The organism is Caballeronia sp. A2-2 (genome assembly GCF_057612605.2).
Map to the genome: position 1 here is coordinate 2,917,445 of NZ_CM172587.1, position 16,117 is coordinate 2,933,561.

Annotated in this window: 14 protein-coding genes and 1 tRNA gene; 5 read left to right on the plus strand and 10 right to left on the minus strand. The window is 62.0% G+C overall.

The annotated features are described in order from the left end of the window. Positions 1–255 precede the first annotated feature (255 nt). Positions 256–795, plus strand: coding sequence for a YhbY family RNA-binding protein (locus tag ACZCWR_RS13820; RefSeq protein WP_487301305.1), 540 nt, complete (start codon positions 256–258; stop codon positions 793–795). Between the two features lie 30 nt (positions 796–825). Here ACZCWR_RS13820 and ACZCWR_RS13825 read toward each other — a convergent pair whose 3' ends face one another. The 7 genes from ACZCWR_RS13825 to gloB all read right to left on the minus strand — a co-directional run bounded on the left by ACZCWR_RS13825 (position 826) and on the right by gloB (position 10,653). Further along, positions 826–1,341, minus strand: a complete 516-nt coding sequence (locus ACZCWR_RS13825; RefSeq protein ID WP_487301306.1) for a DUF4149 domain-containing protein — start codon at positions 1,339–1,341, stop codon at positions 826–828. Then, positions 1,341–1,817, minus strand: a complete 477-nt coding sequence (gene greA, locus ACZCWR_RS13830) for a transcription elongation factor GreA (RefSeq protein WP_487301307.1) — start codon at positions 1,815–1,817, stop codon at positions 1,341–1,343. The genes ACZCWR_RS13825 and greA overlap by 1 nt, the downstream gene beginning before the upstream one ends. Before the next feature lie 114 nt (positions 1,818–1,931). After that, positions 1,932–5,186 (minus strand): carbamoyl-phosphate synthase large subunit, encoded by a 3,255-nt coding sequence (gene carB, locus ACZCWR_RS13835; RefSeq protein ID WP_487301308.1) that lies wholly within the window; start codon positions 5,184–5,186, stop codon positions 1,932–1,934. 22 nt (positions 5,187–5,208) lie between these two features. Further along, positions 5,209–6,351, minus strand: coding sequence for a glutamine-hydrolyzing carbamoyl-phosphate synthase small subunit (gene carA / locus ACZCWR_RS13840; RefSeq protein WP_487301309.1), 1,143 nt, complete (start codon positions 6,349–6,351; stop codon positions 5,209–5,211). Positions 6,352–6,697: 346 nt separating this feature from the next. Continuing rightward, positions 6,698–7,942 (minus strand): MFS transporter, encoded by a 1,245-nt coding sequence (locus ACZCWR_RS13845; protein ID WP_487301310.1) that lies wholly within the window; start codon positions 7,940–7,942, stop codon positions 6,698–6,700. Positions 7,943–8,055: 113 nt separating this feature from the next. Next, the gene (locus ACZCWR_RS13850) at positions 8,056–9,675 is read right to left on the minus strand and encodes a transglycosylase SLT domain-containing protein (RefSeq protein WP_487301311.1); all 1,620 of its coding nucleotides are present in this window, start codon (positions 9,673–9,675) and stop codon (positions 8,056–8,058) included. 159 nt (positions 9,676–9,834) lie between these two features. Then, positions 9,835–10,653 carry a hydroxyacylglutathione hydrolase gene (gloB, locus tag ACZCWR_RS13855; protein ID WP_487301312.1) on the minus strand — a complete coding sequence of 273 codons (819 nt, stop codon included), beginning with the start codon at positions 10,651–10,653 and terminating at the stop codon, positions 9,835–9,837. Between the two features lie 64 nt (positions 10,654–10,717). Between gloB and ACZCWR_RS13860 the strand changes: the two genes are divergently transcribed. The 4 genes from ACZCWR_RS13860 to ACZCWR_RS13875 all read left to right on the plus strand — a co-directional run bounded on the left by ACZCWR_RS13860 (position 10,718) and on the right by ACZCWR_RS13875 (position 12,909). Further along, on the plus strand, positions 10,718–11,545 hold the full coding sequence (locus ACZCWR_RS13860) for a class I SAM-dependent methyltransferase (RefSeq protein WP_487301313.1): 828 nt from the start codon (positions 10,718–10,720) through the stop codon (positions 11,543–11,545). Then, entirely contained in the window at positions 11,538–11,996 is a 459-nt protein-coding gene (rnhA, locus tag ACZCWR_RS13865; RefSeq protein WP_487301314.1) for a ribonuclease HI, read from the plus strand. The genes ACZCWR_RS13860 and rnhA overlap by 8 nt, the downstream gene beginning before the upstream one ends. Positions 11,997–12,026: 30 nt before the next feature. Then, positions 12,027–12,767: a DNA polymerase III subunit epsilon gene (dnaQ, locus tag ACZCWR_RS13870; RefSeq protein WP_487301315.1), complete on the plus strand. Its 741-nt coding sequence runs from the start codon at positions 12,027–12,029 to the stop codon at positions 12,765–12,767. A gap of 67 nt (positions 12,768–12,834) precedes the next feature. Beyond that, positions 12,835–12,909 (plus strand) — tRNA-Val (locus ACZCWR_RS13875). Positions 12,910–13,003: 94 nt separating this feature from the next. Here ACZCWR_RS13875 and ACZCWR_RS13880 read toward each other — a convergent pair. The 3 genes from ACZCWR_RS13880 to ACZCWR_RS13890 all read right to left on the minus strand — a co-directional run bounded on the left by ACZCWR_RS13880 (position 13,004) and on the right by ACZCWR_RS13890 (position 15,665). Next, positions 13,004–13,477 carry a DUF2214 family protein gene (locus ACZCWR_RS13880; RefSeq protein ID WP_487301316.1) on the minus strand — a complete coding sequence of 158 codons (474 nt, stop codon included), beginning with the start codon at positions 13,475–13,477 and terminating at the stop codon, positions 13,004–13,006. A gap of 40 nt (positions 13,478–13,517) precedes the next feature. Continuing rightward, positions 13,518–14,351, minus strand: coding sequence for a hypothetical protein (locus ACZCWR_RS13885; RefSeq protein ID WP_487301317.1), 834 nt, complete (start codon positions 14,349–14,351; stop codon positions 13,518–13,520). Positions 14,352–14,600: 249 nt separating this feature from the next. After that, positions 14,601–15,665 carry a glycosyltransferase family 4 protein gene (locus ACZCWR_RS13890; RefSeq protein WP_487301318.1) on the minus strand — a complete coding sequence of 355 codons (1,065 nt, stop codon included), beginning with the start codon at positions 15,663–15,665 and terminating at the stop codon, positions 14,601–14,603. Between the last annotated feature and the right edge of the window lie 452 nt (positions 15,666–16,117).

The following is a 16,117-nucleotide window of genomic DNA, read 5'->3' on the forward strand; positions in this document are numbered from 1 at the left end:
GCAGCCAGCCGCGCCGCGCAGGGTGAGCGTGGCGCATCCGGTGCGCAATTTGCTCCATTGCGGGAAGCTTTTAGCGGATAATACGCGTCTTGTCGGCCGGACCGGTCGCGAGGCGCTTGCGCGCCCGCCCGGCATCCGGCCCAATTCTTTTGTTCGGGCAGCGGCGCGATCTGATTTTTCTGCACGCGCCCCACGCCGGCAGGCCTGCGCGGACCTCGCGCGCCGCCCACATTCTAGTCGAGTCCCTATTTTCTCATGCCAGCACTGAAACTCTCCCCCGCCCAGCGCGCCGATTTGCGCTCCCAGGCCCACGCGCTCAAGCCCGTCGTGCTCGTCGGCGCGGAAGGTCTGACCGATGCCGTGCTCAAAGAGATCGAAGTGCATCTGGGCGCGCATCAGCTCATCAAGGTTCGCGTGTTCGGCGATGAGCGCGAGTCGCGCGTGGCCGTGTACGACGAAATCTGCGACCGGCTGAACGCCGCGCCGATTCAGCACATCGGCAAGCTGCTGGTGATCTGGAGACCGGAAGGCGCCGCGCCCGCGAAGACCCGCGCCACGCGCACCCGCAGCACCATGCCGCCGAGCGCGGGCGAAGTGTCGGACAGCACCACGCGCGGACGTGCGCCGCGCATCGTCAAGGCTGTGAAGATTTCGCGCGATGCACCGGCCTTCAAGAAGCCGAAGAAGCAGACCTTGCGCGTGCTTGGTAACGAACGCGTCACCGCGGGCGGCAACGTCAAGCGCGCGAAGAAGCGTCTGCCGAGTTCCAAGCGCCAGCACCAATCGGCGAAGTAAGCAGAACGAAGCCGACAGCGCGCGCTGAAATCAACTACGCGCGCGCTTGGCCGCCATCCTGGCCGACTTGTTCTTCGGCACGATCTTGACCGGCGCCGCGCCCGGCAAACGCCACAACAGCGCCACGCCGAACAGGCATTCGATCAGATAGATCGTGCTCGATATGCCATGCAGAATGCCGAACTGCGTCGCGCCCGGCGAATGGGCGAGATCGGTGCCCGCTTCGAGCGCGGCCATGCGCAGCGAACTCATGAACGGCTGCAGGGCAAAGTAGCCCACCAGCACGCACACAAGCATGACCGCGACGATCCACCGCACGCGCTTGTAATCGACGATGCCGCTCTTCACGAAGCGATTGCCCATGAGGATCAGCACCAGTGCGCTGATCACACCGATGATGGCTTCGATCATGAAAAGCTGCGCCGCGATGGCGCCGGCCTGCATGCTGTCGAGCATGGAGAACAGCACCGGCGCGGCGATGAGCCCGAGACTCAGCAAGCTGCCGACCCAGACCATGCTGACCATTCGAAAGAGCTTGTGCTCCATCAGACGTAGCGCACAGCGATGATTTCATACTCGCGGGCACCGCTCGGCGCCTGCACGGATGCCACATCGCCTTCCGTCTTCGAGATCAACGCGCGCGCGATGGGCGAACTCACCGAGATCAGGCCGTGATCGATGTCGGCTTCGTCATCGCCGACGATCTGGTAGGTGACCATGTCGCCCGACTCCAGATCTTCCAGTTCCACGGTCGCGCCGAACACCACGCGGCCATCGGCTTCCACTTGCGTCGGATCGATCACTTGCGCGGCGGCCAGCTTCGACTCGAGTTCCGCGATGCGGCCCTCGATGAAGCCCTGCTTTTCCTTCGCGGCATCGTATTCCGCGTTTTCCGACAGATCGCCTTGCGCGCGCGCTTCGGCGATCGCGGTGATGACTGCCGGACGTTCCACCGACTTCAGGCGTTGCAATTCGTCGCGCAGCAACTCCGCGCCGCGCTTGGTCAAAGGAATCGTGCTCATAGACAACCCACAAACAAAAACGTCCAAAAAAATTACCGCGGTTAAGCGCATCTCCCGATGAAAGGAGACGCCGCTCAACCGCGGCTCGTGATACTTAGACTGGTAATCGAAGCCTTAGTTTAGGCGAGCATGCAGGCCTTGTAAATCATAGACTTCGAGATCGCGGAGATAACGCAGACCTTCGACGGCCGCGCGCGCGCCCGACATGGTCGTATAGTACGTGACCTTGTTGGCCTGCGCGCTCATGCGAATCGAGCGCGAATCGGCGATCGCGGCGCGCGTTTCGTCCACCGTCGTGAAGACCAGCGCGATCTCGCCGTTCTTGATCATGTCGACGATATGCGGCCGGCCGTCCTTCACCTTGTTGACGACCTTCACCGGCACGCCCGCCGCCGAGATGGCCGCGGCCGTCCCCTTGGTCGCGACGATCGGATAGCCCAGTTCATGCAGCATCTGCGCGACTTCGACGGCCTTCGGCTTGTCCGCGTCCATGACAGTCAACAGCACCGTGCCCGATTCCGGCAGACGCGATCCTGCCGCCAGTTGCGACTTGAACAGCGCCTCGCCGAACGTGCGGCCCACGCCCATCACTTCGCCGGTCGAGCGCATCTCGGGTCCGAGAACCGGATCGACCGCCGGGAACTTGACGAACGGGAACACCGCTTCCTTCACGCTGAAGTACGGCGGAATGACTTCCTTCGTCACGCCTTGCGCCTTCAACTTCTGGCCGACCATCGCGCGCGCGGCGATCTTCGCGAGCGGCAAGCCGGTTGCCTTCGACACATACGGCACCGTGCGCGATGCACGCGGATTCACTTCCAGCACGTAGATGACGTCCTTCTTCGAGCCATCGTCCTGCGGCACTTGCTGGATCGCGAACTGCACGTTCATCAGACCGATCACGTTCAACGCCTTCGCCATCGCGGCGGTTTGACGCTTGAGTTCATCGACTGTGTCCTGCGACAGCGAGTACGGCGGCAGTGAGCACGCCGAATCGCCCGAATGCACGCCCGCCTGTTCGATATGCTCCATCACGCCGCCGATGAACACGTCCTCGCCATCGGAGATGCAATCGACATCGCATTCGATCGCATCGTTCAGGAAGCGGTCGAGCAGCACCGGCGAATCGTTCGATACCTTCACGGCCTCGCGCATGTAGCGTTCGAGGTCGCGCGGCTCGTGGACGATTTCCATCGCACGGCCGCCGAGCACATACGAAGGACGCACGACGAGCGGATAACCGATTTCTTCGGCGAGCTTGAGCGCTTCGTCTTCCGCGCGCGCGGTGCGATTCGGCGGCTGACGCAGATCGAGATCCTTGAGCAGCTTCTGGAAGCGCTCGCGATCTTCGGCGGCATCGATCATGTCTGGCGACGTGCCGATGATCGGCACCCCGTTCGCTTCGAGGTCGAGCGCGAGCTTGAGCGGCGTCTGACCGCCGTACTGCACGATCACGCCGACCGGCTTTTCCAGATCGACGATTTCGAGCACGTCTTCGAGCGTCAGCGATTCGAAGTACAGACGATCGGACGTGTCGTAGTCGGTCGAAACCGTTTCGGGATTGCAGTTGACCATGATGGTTTCATAGCCGTCCTCGCGCATGGCGAGCGCGGCGTGCACGCAGCAATAGTCGAACTCGATGCCCTGCCCAATCCGGTTCGGGCCGCCGCCCAGCACCATGATCTTCTTCTTGTCCGTCGGGTTCGCTTCGCACTCGTCTTCATACGTCGAGTACATGTACGCGGTTTTCGTTGCGAACTCGGCCGCGCACGTATCCACGCGTTTGTACACCGGACGCACCTTCAACGCGTGGCGCTTCTTGCGCACATCGTCCTGCTTCGACCCCGTGAGCTTCGCGAGACGCCGATCCGAGAAACCGCTCTTTTTCAGATAGAGCATTTCATCGCGCGTCAGGCTTTCCAGCATGCGGCCTTCGAGCGCCTTTTCCTTCAGGATGATCTGTTCGATCTGCGCGAGGAACCAAGGATCGATGGAGGTCTCTTCGAAGATCTCTTCCATCGTGAGGCCGAGACGGAAGGCATCGCCCAGATACCAGATACGGTCCGGGCCCGGCTCGCCGATTTCGCGGATGACTTCGTCGCGGCTCGTGGTCTTTTCATCGAGACCATCGACGCCCACTTCCAGACCGCGCAACGCCTTCTGGAACGATTCCTGGAACGTGCGGCCCATCGCCATGACTTCGCCGACGGACTTCATCTGCGTGGTCAGGCGCGAATCGGCTTCGCGGAATTTCTCGAACGCGAAACGCGGCACCTTCGTCACGACATAATCGATGGTCGGTTCGAACGATGCCGGCGTCTGACCGCCGGTGATTTCGTTCTTCAACTCGTCGAGCGTGTAACCGCATGCGAGTTTGGCCGCGACCTTCGCGATCGGAAAACCCGTCGCCTTCGATGCCAGCGCCGACGAACGCGACACGCGCGGGTTCATCTCGATCACGACCATGCGGCCGTCCTTCGGGTTGATCGCGAACTGCACGTTCGAGCCGCCCGTATCCACGCCGATCTCGCGCAGCACCGCGAGCGACGCGTTACGCAGGATCTGATATTCCTTATCGGTGAGCGTTTGCGCGGGCGCGACGGTGATGGAATCGCCCGTATGCACGCCCATCGGATCGAGGTTTTCGATCGAGCACACGATGATGCAGTTGTCCTTCTTATCGCGGACCACTTCCATCTCGTACTCTTTCCAGCCGAGCAGCGATTCTTCGATCAGCAGTTCGCGCGTGGGCGAAAGATCGAGACCGCGACGGCAGATTTCCTCGAACTCTTCCTTGTTGTAGGCGATGCCGCCGCCCGAACCGCCCAGCGTGAACGACGGGCGAATGACGGTCGGATAGCCGCCGCTGCCGGTTGCTTCCGCGATCTGCGCCTGCACGGTGAGCGCTTCTTCCATCGAATGCGCGATGCCCGACTTGGCCGAACCGAGGCCGATCTTCGTCATCGCGTCCTTGAACTTCTGACGGTCTTCCGCCTTGTCGATGGCTTCCGGCGATGCGCCGATCAGTTCGACCTTGTACTTCTCCAGCACGCCGTGATGGAACAGGTCCAGCGCGCAATTGAGCGCAGTCTGTCCGCCCATGGTCGGCAGGATCGCATCGGGCCGCTCCTTGGCGATGATGCGCTCGACCACTTCCCATGAAATCGGCTCGATATACGTGACGTCCGCCGTGTTCGGGTCGGTCATGATCGTCGCCGGATTGCTGTTGACGAGGATGACCTTGTAGCCTTCCTCACGCAGCGCCTTGCACGCCTGCGCGCCCGAATAATCGAACTCGCACGCCTGGCCGATGATGATCGGACCCGCGCCGATGATGAGGATGCTTTTGATGTCTGTGCGCTTCGGCATAACTGCTCTCTGTCTGTGTTCTTTAAGCGGCGACCTTCGCCGACTCCATCAACTTGATGAAGCGGTCGAACAGATACGCGATGTCGTGCGGGCCGGGCGACGCTTCCGGATGGCCCTGGAAGCAGAACGCGGGCTTGTCGGTCAGCGCGAAGCCTTGCAGCGTGCCGTCGAACAACGAGACGTGCGTGACTTTCGCGTTGGCGGGCAGCGTGGCGGCATCGACGGCGAAACCGTGATTCTGCGACGTGATGACCACGCGGCCGTCTTCCATGTCCTTCACCGGATGGTTCGCGCCATGGTGGCCGGTCTTCATCTTCATGGTCTTCGCGCCGACGGCGAGACCCATGATCTGATGCCCGAGGCAGATGCCGAAGGTCGGAATGCCGCGCTCGATGAATTCACGCGTCGCGGCGATGGCGTAATCGCACGGTTCCGGGTCGCCGGGACCGTTCGACAGGAAGATGCCGTCCGGGTTCAGCGCGAGCGCGTCCGCTGCCGTGGCTTGCGCGGGCAGCACGGTGACGTGGCAACCGCGCTCGGCCAGCATGCGCAGGATGTTGTACTTCACGCCATAGTCGAACGCGACGACGCGGAACTTAGGCGCTTGCTGCGTGCCGTAGCCGCTGCCCAGACGCCATTCGGTCTGCGTCCACTCGTAGCTCTTTTCAGTGGATACGACTTTGGCGAGGTCCATGCCCGAAAGGCCCGGAAACGAACGCGCAAGGCCGAGCGCCTTGGATTCATCGTCACTGCCGCCGAGAATGCAGCCGTTCTGCGCGCCCTTCTCACGCAAAATGCGCGTGAGCTTGCGCGTGTCGATCCCCGAAATGGCGACGACGTTCTGCGCCTTCAGGTAATCGGAAAGCGTCTGCTCGCTGCGAAAGTTCGACGCGAGCACCGGCAGGTCGCGAATGATGAGACCGGCGGCATGGACTTTGGTGGCTTCGACATCTTCGGCGTTTACGCCGTAATTGCCGATGTGCGGATAGGTCAGCGTGACGATCTGGCGGGCGTAGCTCGGGTCCGTGAGGATTTCCTGATAGCCGGTGATGGCGGTGTTGAACACCACTTCGCCGATCGTCGAACCGGGCGCGCCGATCGATTGACCACGAAAGACCGTGCCGTCGGCAAGTGCGAGAAGTGCTGGGGAAAATGACGGCAACACGGAAGGCTCCTTGGGGGACACCCTGTTACCGACCTGTTTGTCCGAAATTCAGGCTTGAGCCCGCGATGCGAGTTCGCGGGTTCCTTTGGCACGAGTGCGGCGGGCGTCGCGCAAGGCCGGCTTGGAAGGCGTTCCGAGGCGCGATTCGCGGTGGGCGAAGGCTCTGTTCGGACGATCGGCGGCAATGCGGCGCGCAAGACTCGGCGCTGCTAACGAACGGTGTATGGGGGTAGGCGCTAGGGTGTGGGTTGATATGCTCAAACCTTCGAATTATAGCGTTATTTCGTCACATTCGCCAAGTTTGGGAGCCGTCCGCTTGCCTGTCGGACAGCTTGCATCTCCGTTTTTACAACGGCACGCCCGGCGTTTCGTCGCTGAGTTTGTGCAGGACGCGGCTCGGCAGGAAGTACCACACGGCGCTCGCCACTTGCAGCGCGATCAGTCCGGCCCATACCGTCAGGTGCGCCGACGCCGGGAAGCGCCCGCCTTCGACCGGCCAGTGAGAGAGCATCGCGCCGACGCCTACCTGGAAGCCGAAGATGAGCAGGAAAATCACGAGGTTGAGCGTGGTATGCACGCGGCCGATGACGTGCGTCGGAAAATATTCGGTGACGATGGCGTAAGCCAGAATGCCCGTGCCACCGAACATGCCGTACGCCGCCGTCAGCAAACCGGGCGGAAGTGGCACGCGCAGCACCATCAATATTTGCGTGACGACGAAAAGCGCCATGCCCGCGCCGCAGAACACGTACACCGGCACGCCGCGCCGCTCCAGTCCGCGCGCCGCCGCGCCGAAAAAGACGCAGCCGAACATCATCGCGAAGCCGAGCACGGAGACCAGCGCTGCCGCGTGCGCGGGCGCGAGGTTCATCACGTCGAGCAGATAGGGGCGGATCCAGAGCGATTGCATCGCGTAGAAAACGCCTTGCGACACCACGGGAAACGACGCGATCTTCCAGAACGCCGGGCTTTTCATGATCTGCCACGTGCCCTTGAACTGAGCGACGATGGTGACTTGATGGCGCGCCCCATTGCTGCGCGGCGCGAACAGGCCGATCGACGCCGCCACGATCAGCGTGAACACGCCGAGTCCGACGCACACCTCACGCCATGTCGCCACATGCAGCAGCGACGCCAGCGGCGACCCGACGACGACACCGCCGAGCCCGCCGACGCCCATCGTCAAACCATTGATGAGCGGCAGCCGCGCGACCGGAAAATGCTGCGCCGACGCCTTGAACGCTGCGCCAAGGCAAACCGCCACGCCCACGCCGATGAGCAAACGCCCGATCATCAAGCCAGCTAGACCGTGCGCCGCGCCGAAAATCCAAATCCCGACCGCCGCAAACACGAGCATGCCCGCCGTCACACGCGCCGGTCCGTAATGGTCGAGCAACACGCCGATCGGAATCTGCGCCATGGCGAAGCCGATGAAATACAGCGAAGTCAGCAGACCGAGATCGGCGGCCGAAAGACCGAGATCATGCGTGATGAGCGGCGCAAAGCCCAGATTGACACCGCGGAACACGTACGAGACGAAATATCCGGCGGCGAAAAGGCAGAAGACCCGGAGGCGGAGTGAGGACGACATGCGAGGGAGCGGATTTCGGCGATTTTTTGAAACGCTAGTTTAACTGCGCTCGCCAAATAAAAACGCCGTCACCTCGGTGACGGCGTGGAGAAAGCGTGACGATGATGCGACGCTTACTTCTTTTTGTGCTTCGTCGTGGTCGAATGGCTCACGGCGGCAGGCTTGGTTACAACGGGTTTCGCCGCGTGCGAAGCACCCGACGCCGACACCTTCTTGACCTTGCCCGAAGCATGCCCGCCCGGCACGCGCGTGCCGATCTTCGACACGCCGCCTGCCGACCGGCTCGACGCCGACACGGTTTCGACGCGCACCGGACCCGGTTCTGCCGGAACCGCGCGACCGTACGGCACGTGCAACACGACGACCTGCCCCGGCATGAACGTCTCGCGATGCGTGCGGTTCCACGCGCGAATCTGCGCGACCGATACGCTATAGCGACTGGCCAGCACGGCGATCGACTGCTGACGGCGCACGCGGATCAGCATCTTGCGCGTGTCCGGCACGTCGCGCTCGACCGCGAGCATGGCGTTCGCGGCGACATCGGCGCTGATGTCTTCATCGTCGTCATCCGTGCGCGGCACGACGATGGTCGAACCCGGCTTCAGGCGCATGCCCGCCGGAATGCGGTTGACCGACATGAGCGTGGTCGCATCGACACCGATTTTTTCGGCGATGGCGGCAGGACGCGCACGCTCGGTCACTGTGTACGTAGTCCACGACGACAGCGCGCCCGTATAAGACGCGAGGTTGCGCTGGAACGTGGTGGCGTTGTCGAACGGCAGGAGAATCTGCGGATTGGTTGCGCCAAGAATGACCGGCTTCGCAAACGACGGATTCAGCGAGCGGAATTCCTCGACGCTCATGCCAGCGAGCTTCGCGGCCATCGTCACGTCGATGTCGCGCGCGGTCGTCACCGTCACGAAGTACGGGTGATTCGGAATGTCCGGCAGCGACAACCCGTATTGCTGCGGATTGCCGATGATGTTTTTAACCGCCTGCAGCTTCGGAACGTAGTTGCGCGTCTCGTTCGGCATGCGCAAGCTTTCGTAGTCCGTCGGCAAGCCCGCCGCTTCGTTGCGCGCGATAGCGCGCTGCACGTTGCCTTCGCCCCAGTTGTACGCCGCGAGCGCGAGATGCCAATCGCCAAACATGTCATGCAGGCGCGAGAGGTAATCGAGCGCGGCACTGGTCGATGCCAGCACGTCGCGGCGCTCGTCCTGCCACATGTTCTGCTTGAGGTTGTAGTCGCGGCCGGTGCCCGGCACGAACTGCCACATGCCTGCGGCCTTTGCGACCGACAATGCCTGCGGGTTGTACGCGGACTCGATGAACGGCAGCAGCGCCAGTTCGGTCGGCATGTGCCGCTGCTCAAGTTCCTCGACGATGTGATACAGATATTTTTGCGAACGCGAAGTCATGCGCTCGACGTAGTCGGGCCGCTGCGCGTACCAGTTGACCTGCATATCGACGAGATCGCTTTGCAGATCGGGAATCTGATAGCCGTTGCGAATGCGCGCCCACAAATCGGCCGACCCGGCAAGCGAGGTGACGGGCGTCTTGTCTACGTCGATGGTTTCCTTGGCTGCGGCGGTGCGGCGAATGGTATCGGCGACTTTTTGCTGCGATGCTTCGGTGGGTGTGGCGTTGCCTGTGCTGGCGGTGGGCGCTGTCGGTCCTTGACTGGCGCAGGCGGCCAGCGTGAGGACGGAAAGCGCGCTTAAAGTTAGTCGCATGAACGTTCCGGCTTCCAGAAATATTGCTTGGAAATTTGAAGCCGATGGTACGGAACCACACTTAAGACGTCAATAAGAATGAGCGCAAAACCCCTGCAAAATCCGGCATCTAAGTACGTTTCCTACTTTTCGGATTAAGTTCGCCGCAATTGCATCGTGTTAACGGAACTTATCCTTCCAAGCGCGCATCACGCGAAACGCTTCCAGGCGGTCGGAAATGGCCTGTCCAGCTTGCCCGGAAAGTGTTGCCTGAATGGCGGGCACAGCGGAACGCAGAAACGGGTTCACCGCCTTTTCATGGCCGATGGTAGTAGGCAAAGTTGGCCGGCCGGCATTTCGGAGCGCCTGCGCGTCGTCGTTCCAGCGGACGAGCGCTGCATTGTTCGGCTCGCAGGCGCGCGCGAAACGGATGTTCGAGAGCGTGTATTCGTGCGCGCAGTGCACCAGCGTGTTATCGGGCAGCGCGGCGAGTGCATCGAGCGAGTTCAGCATTTGCTCGGCGGTGCCTTCGAAAAGACGCCCGCAGCCGCTGGCAAACAGCGTATCGCCACAAAAAAGATGCGGCGTGCCGCGTGCATCGCTTGCCTGAAAGTAGGCAATATGGCCGGCTGTGTGACCCGGAACATCGATCACCGACAAGTCCATCGCAGGCGTCTCGATGCTGATCCGATCCCCGCCCGACAAGCGTTTCGTGAGATGCTCGATGCGCTCGGTCGCCGGGCCGAAGACGGGAATGTTGCCCTCGTCCGATCGGCTATCGAGCAGCGTTTTCACGCCGCCGACGTGGTCGTGGTGATGGTGCGTGAGTAAAATAGCGGTCAGCCGCAAGCTTCGTTCGGCGAGATACGCCTCTACCGGCGCGGCATCGCCGGGGTCCACCACGACGGCATGGCGCCCGTCGGACACGACCCAGATGTAGTTGTCTTCGAACGCCGGAACCGGCACGTATTCAAGCGCATTCTGGGCAGGTGAATTCATAGCGATTCCGTGACCGATCTTTTAATGTGGCGTCTTCAACGTGAATCAACGCGGCAACCCGAACATGTCAGACCGATCGATTATAGACTGGCCCTCCTGGACGAGCTCCGCGCCCGGACGCTACGTGCTGGACTGGGAGCAGGCGCAACTCGATCGCGTGGTGTCGGACATTTTCGGCTATCACGCGTTGCAGCTCGGCATGCCTCAGCTCGACGCGCTGCGCGAGAACCGCATGACGGGCCGCGCGCTCGTGCTGGATGCGGAAAGCGGCGCGAGTGCGCCTTATACCTTGCCGCTGGCGGCATCGCCGGGCGTAAGTGCGTTGCCCGCCGCGAGCGCGCCGGACGGGCGCAGCACGGTGTGGTGCGACTTGCTCGACCTGCCCTTCGAGGCGCAAAGCGTCGATCTGCTCGTGCTGCCGCATACGCTCGAATTTTCGCGCGATCCGCATCGTCTGTTGCGCGAAGCCGAACGCGTGCTGGTGCCGGAAGGTCAGCTCATCATCCTCGGCTTCAATTCGTTGAGTCTGTGGGGCGCTCGGCAATCGCTCGGCAAGGTGGCGGGACGGCCGTTCGTGCCGGAAGCGCATGAGATGATCGCGTTCACGCGCATCAAGGACTGGATAAAGCTGCTCGGCTTCGACCTTGAACGCGGGCGCTTCGGGTGCTATCGTCCGCCGCTCGTCACCGACAAATGGCTGCAACGCTATCAATTCATGGAGCCGGCCGGCGACCGCTGGTGGCCCATCTTCGGCGCGGCCTACATGATCACGGCGGTCAAGCGCGTGCGCGGCATGCGGCTCATCGGCCCGCGCAAACTCAAGAAACCCGCGCTCGCGCCAGGACTCGCGCCTGTCGCCGCTCCGCACACTCGCAACGAGATCGATGACTGACTCCGATTCGAACAACATAATCGACATCTACACGGACGGCGCCTGCAAGGGCAATCCCGGTCCGGGCGGCTGGGGCGCGTTGCTGCGCTTCGGCACGCTCGAAAAGGAACTGTTCGGCGGTGAGGCCGCGACGACCAACAACCGCATGGAACTCATGGCGGTGATCGCCGCGCTCGAAGCGCTCAAGCGTCCGTGCCGCGCCGTCATCCATACCGACTCGCAGTATGTCCAGAAGGGCATCAGCGAATGGATTCACGGCTGGAAAAAGAAGAACTGGATGACCGCCGCGAAAACGCCCGTGAAGAACGCCGATCTGTGGAAGCGGCTCGACGCGCTCGTCGTGCAGCATCAGATCGAATGGCGTTGGGTCAAGGGCCACGCCGGGCATCCCGAGAACGAACGCGCCGATGCGCTCGCCAATCGCGGCGTGACATCGCTTGCGGACAGTTAAGCACAGCCAACACCACACAAACCGACATTCATGCGCCAACTGATACTGGACACCGAAACCACCGGCCTGAACTTCAGGACCGGAGACCGGATCATCGAAATCGGCTGCGTCGAGCTGATCAATCGCCGGCTCACCGGCAACAATCTGCACCTCTACGTGAATCCCGAGCGCGACAGCGATCCGGGCGCGCTTGCCGTCCACGGTCTCACCACGGAGTTCTTGAGCGACAAGCCGAAGTTCGCGGAGATCGCGGCGCAGTTGCGTGAGTTCATCGGCGGTGCGGAGTTGATCATTCACAACGCGCCCTTCGACGTCGGTTTTCTCGACATGGAGTTCGCGCTGCTCGGCTTGCCGAAGGTGGCAGAAACCTGCGTCGGCGTGATCGATTCGCTCGCGCAAGCCAAGCAGATGTTCCCCGGCAAGCGTAATTCGCTCGATGCGTTGTGCGACCGCTTCGGCATCAGCAATGCGCATCGCACGCTGCACGGCGCGCTGCTCGACTCGGAACTGCTTGCCGAAGTCTATCTGTCGATGACGCGCGGCCAGGAGAGTCTCGTCATCGACATGTTGGGCGATGCGCCTTCGCTGTCGGGCTCGATTTCGACTTCGCGCATTGCACTGGACGATCTCGATCTGCCCGTGCTCGCGGCAAGCGCGGACGAACTCGCCGCACACCAAGCGGTGCTGAACGACCTCGACAAAGCCAACAAAGCAGCAAGCGTGTGGCACGCCGAACCGGCGAAAGCCGAAGGCGATGTCGTCGCTGCATAATTTTTTCGAAGGTGCTTAAAGAACCACTTTACGAAACGCAGATTGGCTGACATAATCTCGTTTCTTCGGGTGGTTAGCTCAGCGGTAGAGCACTGCCTTCACACGGCAGGGGTCACTGGTTCGATCCCAGTACTACCCACCAGAATTCTGGTGCTGGTAAAGCCAAGACACCGAAGACCAAAAAGCCCAAGTCTTGCGACTTGGGCTTTTTTCATTTGCGGCTCACGTCCAAACGATCACGAAGCCCACACGCCGCGCGCCATCCCGCTTGCGGCTATCACCATCACCATCACGAGACCGGCTTCGAGATCGCTCATCCACGCGAAGCGTTTCGCGCGCGTCAGGTCGATCGCCCCGCCCTGCGCCACCGCGACGCGCCAGCGGATCAGCGCGAGCATCGGCGAAACTTCGATCAGCAAGATCAGCACGAGCACCGTCATCTTCAGATGGAAAAGCGGCTCGTGCAGATAGTACGAAGCGCCCTTTTCGAAGCCGCCGAACGCGCGCGTCACGCCGGTCACGATCAACACGATCGCCGTGATGCCCCAGACCGCGTCCGAGCGAAACACGTCGCGCAGACGCATCTCGTTCGCTTGCACCGATTGCGTGACATCGAGCCGCCGCAGCGCGCGTGCTCGCGCCAGCACGGAGCCGAGCGCGAAACCGAAGGCAAGCAGATGAATCGCGGCGAGCAACCAACGTATCAGCATCCCTTTCCTCCGGTCATCGACGACAACGGCGAAAACGCTTCTAGATCTGGCGCAGCGAAATATCGAGCGCCTTCGCAGCATGGCGGTCGGCGACGCTCGCAAGCGGCGTGCGAAACACCACGGTCCGATTGTGCCCCGCCGCCGCCGGCGAATGCCATTGCAATTCGATCTTCGGACGACGCGCGAACACCCCGCGACGCACTTCGCCGCTCGCATCGATGACGGGCGTCGGCGGATCGGTGGCGAGCACGGCCGTCGACGGCATGGACGGCACGCTCGACACCGGCGGCTCCGGCCACTTCACCGATAGCTCGCGCGCATCGTACTGGCCGAGCTTGCGGCTTTCGGCCCAGACTGTCGCGGTGCGGGCGACCGGGTCCATCGAAATCGCATAACGGCCGATGGAAAACCGCCGCGCCGCGATGTTCGTGCGCCACAGCGCGCGCGGCCGGCAGATCCACATCACCACCGCGTAGAGCGCGGGGCCAACGAGCAGCCAGCCATTGGTTTGCGCGAGCGCATGAACGAAGTTGCGCCAGCCCGATTCCCACACGAACGCGCACACCGAAAACACCGCGAACGCAAAGGTCAGCAGTCCGAGCAGACGCAACGCCTGCCGCAGCCATTGCGGTAGCGGATGCAGCGGCCGTTCCGCACGCGGCTTCGCGCCCGGCAGCACGACCAGCAGAAAGATGAGCACGAGATTGACGCACGCCCACGGCGAGGAGGTCATCGCGCGCAACGAGGACAAATAGCCCATCTGCGACATCGATAACGCCCACCGCGCCGCGAGCACCAGACCGATGGCCCGCAATGCGAACACGGTGCCCGCGCCCGGCGCAGGGCTCGCGCTGATTTGCTTGGGTCTCGCCAAAGAACACTCCTGAACACGATATTGCACACTGCCAGCTTTACGCTTGTACGCACGCAGGCGCAAACGAAAGCCAAAGCCCGGTCATTATAGGGAGATTGCCCGTCTCGTCAGAGGTTTCACACGCGCTGCGCGGTCTGGCGCTCGCAAGCGCTCCCATTGTGTTATTACGACAACGCCCCGCGTGCCTTGAGGCGCGCGGGGCGTTGTTTTTTTCAGGCGATGCCGCGATCACACCGCGGCGCGCAGTCCTTAGCTCGCGTTGACTTCGCGAAGCACCGTGCGACGCTTCTGACGCAGCAGTTCTTCGTACACGGTGACGTAATTCTGCGCCATCACCTTCGACGAGAAACGTTGTTCGAACGCCTGACGAACCTTCTCGCGCGGCAGTTGGTCCAGACGCTTGACGGCCGCGATCGCGCTGAGTTCATCTTCCACGACGTAACCCGACACGCCGTTTTCGATCACTTCCGGCACCGAACCGCGATTGAACGCGATCACCGGCGTGCCGCAAGCCATTGCTTCGATCATCACCAGACCGAAGGGCTCCGGCCAGTCGATCGGGAACAGCAGCGCATGCGCGTTGCCGAGGAACTCGGTCTTTTCCGCTTCGCTGATTTCGCCGATGTACTCCACATGCGGCAGCGCGAACAACGGCTTGATCTCTTCTTCGTAGTACGCGCGGTCGGCCTTGTCGAGCTTCGCCGCGATCTTGATCTTCATGCCCGCCGCCTGCGCGATGCGGATCGCGCGATCCACGCGCTTTTCCGGCGAGATGCGGCCGAGGAACGCGAGGTAGCCGGGCTTCACGTTCGGGATCGGCGTGAGCAGGTTTTCCGGCAGACCGTGATAGACGGTCGACAGCCAGTGCGCCTGCGGCAACGGCTGACGCTGATTGTCCGAGATCGAAATGACCGGCACGTCGCTGAACGTGTTGAACACCGGCTGCAGTTCCGGCAGATCGAGACGGCCGTGCATGGTCGTCAGGAACGGCACCGGCTGGCGGGCGAACAGCGAGAACGGGTAATAGTCGATGTGGAAATGCAGCACGTCGAATTCTTCCGCGCGGCGGCGCACTTCTTCGAGCAAGAGCATATGCGGCGCCATCGTGTCGCGGATGGTCGGGTCCAGGCGCAGCGCCTGCGGCCAGAATGCTTCGAGCTTGGCGGATGTTTGCGAATCACCGCTCGCGAAGAGCGTGACATCGTGTCCGGCATCCACGAGTGCCTCGGTCAGATAAGACACCACGCGTTCCGTGCCGCCATAGAGTTTGGGCGGAACAGCTTCGTGGAGGGGCGCGATTTGAGCGATTCGCATGTCGTGAAACTCCTGATTAAAGGTCTGGCTAACTTGTCTTGTTGACGTTGGGCGAATCGCTCGGCTCGGGCGAAGCTTTCCGCGGCGCGAAGGCCGCGGCGCAAGAGCTGGTGCACGAGTGAAAAAGCGCGGTCGCTGATCACTTGGGTTCTGCACGGACGGCTGGCTGGCGTTGCAGCACAAAGCAACTCCGGGGCCAATATCTCGAAAACATCCGCGCACGAGCAATAAACGCGCATCTGCTTCCGTGGTTGACTGCGTCTTACAGAAACGTGTCAAAAAACTTAGGTGAAAACCCGGAGCGAATTATGGAGCCTTTTACACGGTCGCCATCGTAGGCATTTCAACTTATTTACCTTGTTACAAGGGGGATACATTTTGCAAACCCCTGTTTATTAAGGTTGTTCTACATTGGGTCCGTGCTGCGAACGAATGATCGCCTGACCTTCGAA

Excerpts from the sequence above, each read along its gene's own strand:
- ACZCWR_RS13880 (WP_487301316.1), bottom strand. The coding sequence starts at position 13,477 with ATGCTGATACGTTGGTTGCTCGCCGCGATTCATCTGCTTGCCTTCGGT.
- ACZCWR_RS13845 (WP_487301310.1), bottom strand. The coding sequence starts at position 7,942 with ATGTCGTCCTCACTCCGCCTCCGGGTCTTCTGCCTTTTCGCCGCCGGA.
- gloB (WP_487301312.1), bottom strand. The coding sequence starts at position 10,653 with ATGAATTCACCTGCCCAGAATGCGCTTGAATACGTGCCGGTTCCGGCG.
- ACZCWR_RS13890 (WP_487301318.1), bottom strand. The coding sequence starts at position 15,665 with ATGCGAATCGCTCAAATCGCGCCCCTCCACGAAGCTGTTCCGCCCAAA.
- carB (WP_487301308.1), bottom strand. The coding sequence starts at position 5,186 with ATGCCGAAGCGCACAGACATCAAAAGCATCCTCATCATCGGCGCGGGT.
- ACZCWR_RS13860 (WP_487301313.1), top strand. The coding sequence starts at position 10,718 with ATGTCAGACCGATCGATTATAGACTGGCCCTCCTGGACGAGCTCCGCG.
- greA (WP_487301307.1), bottom strand. The coding sequence starts at position 1,817 with ATGAGCACGATTCCTTTGACCAAGCGCGGCGCGGAGTTGCTGCGCGAC.
- ACZCWR_RS13820 (WP_487301305.1), top strand. The coding sequence starts at position 256 with ATGCCAGCACTGAAACTCTCCCCCGCCCAGCGCGCCGATTTGCGCTCC.
- dnaQ (WP_487301315.1), top strand. The coding sequence starts at position 12,027 with ATGCGCCAACTGATACTGGACACCGAAACCACCGGCCTGAACTTCAGG.
- ACZCWR_RS13825 (WP_487301306.1), bottom strand. The coding sequence starts at position 1,341 with ATGGAGCACAAGCTCTTTCGAATGGTCAGCATGGTCTGGGTCGGCAGC.
- rnhA (WP_487301314.1), top strand. The coding sequence starts at position 11,538 with ATGACTGACTCCGATTCGAACAACATAATCGACATCTACACGGACGGC.
- ACZCWR_RS13850 (WP_487301311.1), bottom strand. The coding sequence starts at position 9,675 with ATGCGACTAACTTTAAGCGCGCTTTCCGTCCTCACGCTGGCCGCCTGC.